6 protein-coding genes and 2 pseudogenes are annotated in these 7,998 nt (G+C 59.9%); 2 read left to right on the forward strand and 6 right to left on the reverse strand.

What is annotated here, in order from left to right; translation table 11 throughout:
* Positions 1 to 6: 6 nt before the first annotated feature.
* Positions 7 to 411, reverse strand: coding sequence for an acyl-CoA dehydrogenase family protein (locus tag Q0M74_RS03490; protein ID WP_293951662.1), 405 nt, complete (start codon positions 409 to 411; stop codon positions 7 to 9).
* Between Q0M74_RS03490 and Q0M74_RS03495 the strand changes: the two genes are divergently transcribed.
* On the forward strand, positions 386 to 1,123 hold the full coding sequence (locus Q0M74_RS03495; RefSeq protein ID WP_293951663.1) for an MFS transporter: 738 nt from the start codon (positions 386 to 388) through the stop codon (positions 1,121 to 1,123). The two genes, Q0M74_RS03490 and Q0M74_RS03495, sit on opposite strands and share 26 nt — an antisense overlap.
* Positions 1,124 to 1,221: 98 nt before the next feature.
* On the opposite strand, the pseudogene Q0M74_RS03500 reads toward Q0M74_RS03495, so the two are convergent.
* The 3 genes and pseudogenes from Q0M74_RS03500 to Q0M74_RS03510 form a co-directional block, all read right to left on the reverse strand.
* Positions 1,222 to 2,427, reverse strand: a pseudogene (locus Q0M74_RS03500) (acetyl-CoA C-acyltransferase).
* Positions 2,428 to 2,449: 22 nt separating this feature from the next.
* Positions 2,450 to 3,647, reverse strand: a pseudogene (locus Q0M74_RS03505) (acetyl-CoA C-acetyltransferase).
* 187 nt (positions 3,648 to 3,834) lie between these two features.
* The gene (locus Q0M74_RS03510) at positions 3,835 to 4,251 is read right to left on the reverse strand and encodes a DUF3151 domain-containing protein (protein WP_293951664.1); all 417 of its coding nucleotides are present in this window, start codon (positions 4,249 to 4,251) and stop codon (positions 3,835 to 3,837) included.
* Positions 4,252 to 4,324: 73 nt separating this feature from the next.
* On the opposite strand from Q0M74_RS03510, the gene Q0M74_RS03515 reads away from it, so the two are divergent.
* Positions 4,325 to 6,433: an acyltransferase family protein gene (locus Q0M74_RS03515; RefSeq protein WP_293951665.1), complete on the forward strand. Its 2,109-nt coding sequence runs from the start codon at positions 4,325 to 4,327 to the stop codon at positions 6,431 to 6,433.
* Here Q0M74_RS03515 and Q0M74_RS03520 read toward each other — a convergent pair.
* Entirely contained in the window at positions 6,430 to 7,272 is an 843-nt protein-coding gene (locus tag Q0M74_RS03520) for an endonuclease/exonuclease/phosphatase family protein (RefSeq protein ID WP_293951666.1), read from the reverse strand. The two genes, Q0M74_RS03515 and Q0M74_RS03520, sit on opposite strands and share 4 nt — an antisense overlap.
* A complete protein-coding gene (locus Q0M74_RS03525) occupies positions 7,272 to 7,865 on the reverse strand; it encodes a nucleoside triphosphate pyrophosphatase (protein WP_293951667.1) in 594 nt (197 codons plus the stop codon). The genes Q0M74_RS03520 and Q0M74_RS03525 overlap by 1 nt, the downstream gene beginning before the upstream one ends.
* Positions 7,866 to 7,998 lie beyond the last annotated feature (133 nt).

Here is a 7,998-nt window from a genome sequence, read left to right on the forward strand (position 1 = left end):
CCGGAATTATTTCTTCTTGGCTGTGAATGCGGAGATGCCGGTGATTTCCCGGCCGACCAGCAGAGCCTGGATGGAATCGGTTCCCTCATAGGTGGAGACCACCTCCATGTCTGTCAGATGACGGGCAATATGGTTTTCCAACAGCAGTCCGTTGCCACCGAACATGTCGCGTGCCTCACGGCAGGCCGCCAGCGCCTTGCGGGAGGTGACCATCTTGATCATGGCTGCCATGGAACCGGTGAACTCACCCTGTTCCTGAAGCTGCGCCATGCGGGTGCACAGTAGTTGCATCTGGGTGACATCGGAGAGCATGGTGGCCAATTTCTCCTGAACCAGCTGGTAGCTGGCGATGGGAGAACCGAACTGTTCGCGTTCCATGGCGTAGTTGGCGGCCAGCTCAAAGGCCGCCATGCAGGCACTGGGAATGCTGTCCGCCCCACTGATCGCAGGGCTATCCACACTCATCGGCTGGCAGAACATGTTTTTTGTGGTTGTTGTATCAACCCTGTGGGTCCTGCTCGTCCGAACTCCGGACACCCCTCCCCCGGGAAAGGGGGACCCCACTGATAGCAGACGGATCAGATGGTGGCCGATCATCGTCCACATGCTCAGCTGTCTCCTCATCGGATTCGGCCTGATCGGAACAAGCATGATCACCTCGCTCCGCGCCGGGGACGACTTCGGCCTGGATGCACCAAGCCGTGGAGTGATCATCATGTGCGGTGGCCTGGCAGCCTTTGCCCTCTCCAAAACCATCGGACGCCTCACGGACCGGTGGGGTTCCAGGACCATCCTGCAGGCCAGTATCCTCGCAGGCATTGCGGCATTGGTGATGTTGCCGCTTGCCCCGGTCCTCGGCCTGTTGACGGTGGGCTGGGCCGTGGCAACCCTGGCAGCGCAGGGCATGCAGATGAGCATCAACCTGTCAGTACTGAGATCAGCGGGCGGCACCTCATTGATTTCCACGGTGCAGGCCTTCCGTTTCTATGGGTCCTCCCTGACCCCGGTGATCCTGCTTCCTATGTATACAGTGTCCATCACGTGGGCCTTCTGGGTACCAGCACTGGCACTGGCGGTGGCCCTGCTGTTGCAGCACACCACAAGAACCTCTGAGAACCCCTGAGAAACTCGGATGTCTAAAGCTGACTGAGACCCCCTCCGCGGGGGCGGGAACAACCCGTCCCCGCAGAGGGGGTCTCACTCGACAAAACAGACAGGAACCTACACCAGCTCCACCGCGATGGCCTGTCCCTGGCCCACCCCAATGCACATGGTGGCAACACCACGGGAGCCACCGGACTGCTCCAGACGATTGAGCAAGGTGATGGCGATGCGGGCTCCGGATGAACCGAGTGGATGCCCCAGTGCGATGGCACCGCCCCAGGAGTTCACCTTCTCCGCAGCCAGACCAAGCTGGTCCATACATGCCAGCGATTGGCTGGCGAATGCCTCGTTGAGTTCAACGGCATCCACCTGGCCCAGATCCCAGGAGATCCTCTCCATGAGCTTCTTCGTGGCGGGAACCGGTCCAAGACCCATGACCTCTGGTGCCAGTCCAGAGGTGGCACTGCCCACAAAACGGGCACGTGCCGTCAAACCATGTTCCCGGAGTGCCTTCTCAGAGCACAGGATGATGGCGGAGGCACCGTCGTTGAGTGTGGAGGAATTACCTGCGGTGACCACGTTTCCCCCCGGAGACCACCGGCCGGAGTTGTGCCAGAACCTCAGTTGTGGTGCCGGGACGGGGACTCTCATCGGTGTCAACGAGGGTGACGTTACCTTTGCGGTCTGTCACCGGTACAGGGACGATCTCCGGGGTGAAGCAGCCTTCAGAAATGGCCTGTGCCGCCCGGTGCTGGGACTCAGCGGCAAACTCATCAGCCCGTTCCCGGGAGATCTCGCAGACACGGGCAACTTCCTCAGCGGTTTCGGGCATGGACAGGGCGGTATTCTCCTGGGCCTGAAAGATGGGATTGACGAATCTCCAGCCGATCGAGGTGTCGAAGGATTTCCCGGGGCCGCTGAAGGCCTTGGTGGGTTTTCCGTCACCCACGGTGCGCGGGACATCGATTCCACCCCGCCTGCCACCACGATATCGGCCTGCCCGGATTGGATCAGTGCAGCAGCAGTGGATATCGACGACATACCTGAGGCACACAGGCGGTTGATGGTCATACCCGGAACGGTGTCCGGGTAATCATTAAGCAGCCAGGCCATGCGGGCCACATTGCGGTTCTCCTCCCCGGCACCATTGGCATTACCCAGGGTGACCTCATCCACTCTGGCCGGGTCCAACCCGGAATCCTCCACCACGGCTTTGATGGCCAGTGCTGCGAGATCATCCGGACGGATGGTTGCCAGGGCACCGCCATAACGACCCACGGGAGTGCGTAGTCCAGACACCATGTACACACTATTTTCAGACATTCTCAATCATTCCTTTTCCGTATTATCTGGCGAGCAGCAGGGCATCGCCCTGGCCGCCTCCACCGCAGATGGATACTCCGGCTCGTCCAGCGCCACGTCGGGCTAATTCATGGGCGGCGTGTACCACGATCCTGGCTCCGGAAGCCCCGACCGGGTGCCCGAGTGCGATGGCTCCGCCGTGGATATTGGTGCGCTCGGCGGGGTAATCCAGCAGACGGAGTGACTCTGCGGCGACAGCTCCGAAGGCTTCGTTGATCTCCAGGAAATCCAGGTCATTGATTTCCCAGCCGAACTTGTCCAGGACAGCCCTGGTGGCCCGTGCAGGTTGGGCATGTAGGAGGGTGTCGGGGCCTGCGGTGTTGGCCCAACCGACGATGGTTGCCAATGGTTCAAGTCCACGGGATGCTGCAAATTCACGGGTAGCAAGGACGGTGGCGGCAGCACCATCGGAGAGGGGCGAGGAATTGCCCGCTGTGATGGTGCCATCAGGGATGAAGGTTGGACGCAGACCGGACAGGGTGTCGGTGGTGGTGTCTGGGCGTATACCCTCATCACGGTCGATGACGACCTGCCCTTTGCGAGGGATGTCCATCTCAACCGGGGCGATCTCGGCGTCGAAGGTACCACTGTCCCAAGCCGCAGCGGCACGCTGATGGGAGGCGGCTGCGATCTCATCCTGGGCTTGGCGGCTGACACCGAAACGGATGTTGCCCTCATCGGTGTTGACACCCATGGACTGCTGATCAAAGGCGTCGGTGAGTGCATCGCGCTCTAAAGAATCCATGCTGTTGATCGATCCATAAGAGACACCCTTGCGGGCTCCGGGGAGTAGATGTGGGGCATTGGACATGGATTCCTGTCCGCCTGCCACGACAACCTGTGCCTCCCCGAGGCGGATCAGACGGGCCGCATCGGTGATGGCACGTAAACCTGACAGGCAGACGCTGTTGACCGTCAGAGCGGGGACATCCAGGCTGATGCCGGCTTCCACGGCTGCCTGTCTGGCCGGATTCTGCCCGGAGTTGGATTGGACGACCTGGCCCATGATCACCTGATCGATATCGGTGGGCAGGATTCCAGCGGATTCAATTGCAGCGGCGATTGCCCGTCCGCCTAGTTGCGTGGCGGTCAGCGGTGCCAGCTGGCCGAGTAATTTGCCCTGGGGGGGTGCGTCGGGCGCCGAGGATGACAATGTCGTGGGGAGAAGTTGTGAAAGTCATGGCTGTGACTCTATTCCCCAACCACTCCCGGAATGTAGCGCCCATCATATTAATGTCCACATGGTCAGGGATTGATACCGAAGTTCACACCGTCCACCAATGAGGACACCGCCCCTTCCCCAACATGCACCCGCGGCAGGTGTATGAGGGGAAGAAGCGGTGTGGGGGTAAAAGTGAGGAAAGTACGCTAGTTGTCCAGGAGAACCTGGACGGACTCTGGGTCAGCATCAGAGAGCATCTGACGGCAGCGATCGTATTCGGTAGTTTCGCCGATCAGCTTCGCAGCGCGTGCCAGGGCTGCGATGGCGTGGAGGGCTCCCTGGTTCGGGCCGTGGGAGTAGGGGACAGGTCCCCAACCCTTCCAGCCGTTGGCGCGCAGACGGTCAAGGCTGCGGTGGTATCCTGTTCGAGCAAATGCGTAGGCAGTGATTTTCTCTTCATCAGTGGAAGCGTTCTCAATGGCTTCCTCAGCCCGTACAGCCCACACGAGGGGACTGTCCGGGTGTTCCAGCGCGGTCTGGGTAAGTGTTGGATCAGCACCGGCGGCCGGATCCTCCGGGAGCTTGACTGGTGGTGGTGCGAGCATGTCGTTGATTTGAACCATGGCTCTTATCCTATCTACTTCAGCAGGTGTGAGAAGATCATAAAGTTGTGCAGTCTAAAGGAAGAGGTTTGTAGTGGGTAGGGAAAACAGCCAAAAGGCGTCATCCACGCCTCAGGTTCCCCGCTCCTCCTACCGTTATGATCTTGACGGTTTGCGTGGCATCGCGATTGCCTTTGTGGTGATCTTCCATGTTTTCGTGGGGCGTGTCTCCGGCGGCGTGGATGTATTCCTGCTGCTGTCCGGTTATTTCTTCCTGGGGTCGCAGTTGCGGTACTCCGGCCGGAATAATGCCTCCATCAACCCGTGGTGGCCTTTTTGGCGCACGCTACGCCGGTTGATTCCAGCCCTGGTGGTGGTGCTGGGTGTCACGATGGTGGTGGTGCTGGCCTTTGTTCCGCGCCTCCAGCGTATCCACATCGCCAATCAGGTGGTGGCCAGCCTGTTCTATGTACAGAACTGGGAACTGGCCAGCCAGGGCGCAGATTATGGTGCTGCCTCCGCGGCGGTGAGCCCCTTCCAGCACTTGTGGTCGATGTCGGTGCAGGGACAGTTCTACCTCTTCGCCATCGGTTTGGGTATCGCGGTGATCATCATCCGCCGCTATCGCCCGGAGCTGACCCCGATGCGGATCGCCACTCCGGTGCTTGCAGTGCTGACCTCCGTGTCCTTCTTTGCCGCCCTGCTGTGGTACTTCATCGACCAACCGGTGAACTACTATTCCACCTTCACCCGCTTCTGGGAACTCGGGTTGGGGGCCCTGTTTGTTCTCTATGCACCGCAGGTGATTTTGAGTGCCCGTACCAAGGAGATCTTCGGGTTTGTCGGTCTGTTTATGGTGCTGTCCACCGGTTTCATCATGGATGGTGCACAGACCTTCCCGGGCCCTCCTGCCCTGTATCCGCTCATCGGTGCCTGCCTGATTATCCTGGGTGATGGCCGGGTGTCCATCTTCCTCTCCTCCCGTTTCATGCGTTGGTTGGGCGATATCGCCTATCCGCTCTACCTCTGGCACTGGCCACTTCTCATCGTCGGCATGGCCTACTTTGAATTGGAGAAGGTCAGCCTCCTGTTTGGTACGGGTGTCATCGCGATTTCGGTGGTGCTGGCTTGGTTGACTAATAAGTTTGTGGAAAAGCCCCTTCAACAGCGCGGCAAACGTCCGATGTTCCGGGAGTCACGCAGTGCTGATGCAATTGCGAAGATCCGTCAGGAACCAGCTGCGCGGTGGCGTGCCCTGGCCGGAGTGGCCGTGGTGGCAGTGGCGTTTTCCATGACGTCGACACCCCAGGTTCTGTACAACCGGGTGTTGGAATCGCAGACTACCAACCTGGATGCGCGTATCTATCCGGGTGCCCTGGCATTGACGGGTATGGATGTTCCCGTGGTGGAACCTGAACCGGATCCCTTCGTGCTGGCTGATACCTTCTCACCAGCCTGGACCAAGGGCTGCATGTCTGTCTTTGGTGATGATCCCAGTGAGCTTGCTGTGGATCGTTATGATCCGGAGTTCTGCACCTTCGGTGATCAGGCAGCTGATACTGAGGTCTATCTGGTCGGTGGTTCCCATGCTGAGCAGTGGGTGGCACCTTTGGACTCCCTGGGGCAGCAGCATGGCTTCAAGGTCATTCCACTGGTGCGACAGTCCTGCCCGGCCTTTGCGGAGGAACAGGATGGTATCTTCTCTGCTGAATGCCAGGAGTTCAACCAGCAGATGATCAAACGTCTGGAGGATGTTCAGCCGGATCTGGTGATCTCCAACTCCACCCGCCCCTTGCTGGAGAAGGGCAGCGGTATCGATGAGGTCCCCGCCTCCTACCTCACCTTGTGGGATTTCCTGGAAACCCAGAACATTCCCTTCCTTGGACTGCGCGATAACCCCTGGTTCATCCAGGAGGGTGGTGCTGGTTGGCTGGTGTCCCAGTGTTATGCGGAGGAACGTGATCTGGTTGCCTGCAGTATTCCGCGTGATGATTTCTACGCACCCGTGGACCCTGCAGCTGCGGAACTTGATCCCCGCCCGAATATGCTCGCGGTGGATACCTCCAACTGGTTCTGTCCGGGTGATATCTGCCCACCGGTGATCGGTAATATTTACGTCTACCGCGATGGCAACCACATGTCTGATGATTATGCGCTCTCCCTGTCCCCACTGCTGTGGGAACAGATCAGGTTGCTGCTCTAGTCCAACACCACATCAGCCCACACACCCACATGGTCTGTGCCCGCCACCCGGAATGCACCAGAAGCTCCGCAGGCTGCGTCACGGACGAGGATGTGGTCAATCCTCAGCACCGGTGCTGCGGCCGGCCAGGTGGGGGTTAAAGGCGCACAGTCATGCATACCCAGCCGTTTCATCGCGGGATGCGCGGTGCTGGCGTTGAAATCGCCGGCCATGATCAATGGTCCCGTGCTGGTCGTGGCTTTCTCCAGCTGTGTGAAGTCATGACGCCACAGTGTCAGTTGACGTTGGTTCACCGGGGCCACCGTGTGCACACCTATCACGGTCACACCCTGCTTGTCGACGACCGGTAGCTGGTGCAGTCCCGCCTTCAGCTGCAGGCCCACGGTAGCTCCATCCCCGGTGAGAACAGCCACGCCATGGCCGTTGCCCTTGATCGGTGGGCCACTGATATCAAGACCGGTGGCGGCAGCAACCGCCTGGGCTTCTGTCCGGGAGGTCTCCGCCAGGACCACTACATCCGGATCAAGGATAGTGATGTCGTCGACAAGCTCACCGCCATCGCTTCGCCCGTACAGCGTGTTGATCGCCACCACCCGGAGCGCATTCTCTGGTGGCGGGGGGATGGCACGCAACAGAGGCATCTCCAGCACCGCCAGGACCGCCAGGAGAGCTATTCCTCGGGTACGCCACCCCGGCAGGGCCAGCAGGACGAGAATGACCACCGCGATCCATGCGGTGGCCTGTAGTGCGATGAGCAGGGGATGAACCACCGGTAATGCGGGCGTGAGCAACCAGATCACCGCTCCGGCAGTCCCTGTAGCCAGGAATCTGCGCAGCACTACCTGATCCAGAAGTCGCTGGCGTTCAAGCCGAAGCTGTAGAGGGCCTTGCGGACCAGGGGCAGGGACAGGCCGATGACGGAGGAAGGATCGCCCTCGATGGAATCAATGAACCAACCACCCAGGGCTTCCAGGGTGAAGGCACCGGCGCACTGCAGTGGCTCACCAGACCGGGCATAGGCCTCAATATCTTGATCAGTGGCATCGGCGAAGTGGATGGTGGTCTGGACCGCCTCCACGATCTTCTTCTCACCCAACAGGATCGCGTGCCCGGTGACCAGGTGTGCGGTGCGGCCCCGTTGCTGTTTCCACCGCGCGATGGTGGCCTCCGGTGTGTGGGGCTTGCCCTGGAGCTCACCATCGAGCAGGAGCATGGAATCCCCTCCGATGACCACATCGGTGGGGAAGTCCGGGGCGATCTTCTCCGCCTTGGCCAGAGCCAGACGGGTGACAATCTCATCAGGTGTGGCATCCTGCAGAGTCTGGATGATGGCGTCCTCATCCACATCGGCGGGGTGGATCAGGGGCTCCACGCCGGCCTGGTTGAGGATCATGCGGCGGGAAGGGGACTGGGAGGCGAGGACAATATGCATGAGGAACGAGTCTAGTGAAAAAGACAGGAGGCGTGGGTGATACCACCAGAGGTGGGGTCACAAAACCCACCAGCAACGAAAAAACAAGTGGGAACAAAAAAAAAATTAAAGTCGTAAAGAATAAAGTAGCACC

It is taken from the genome of uncultured Corynebacterium sp., from assembly GCF_945649885.1.
Taxonomy (GTDB): Bacteria; Actinomycetota; Actinomycetes; order Mycobacteriales; family Mycobacteriaceae; genus Corynebacterium.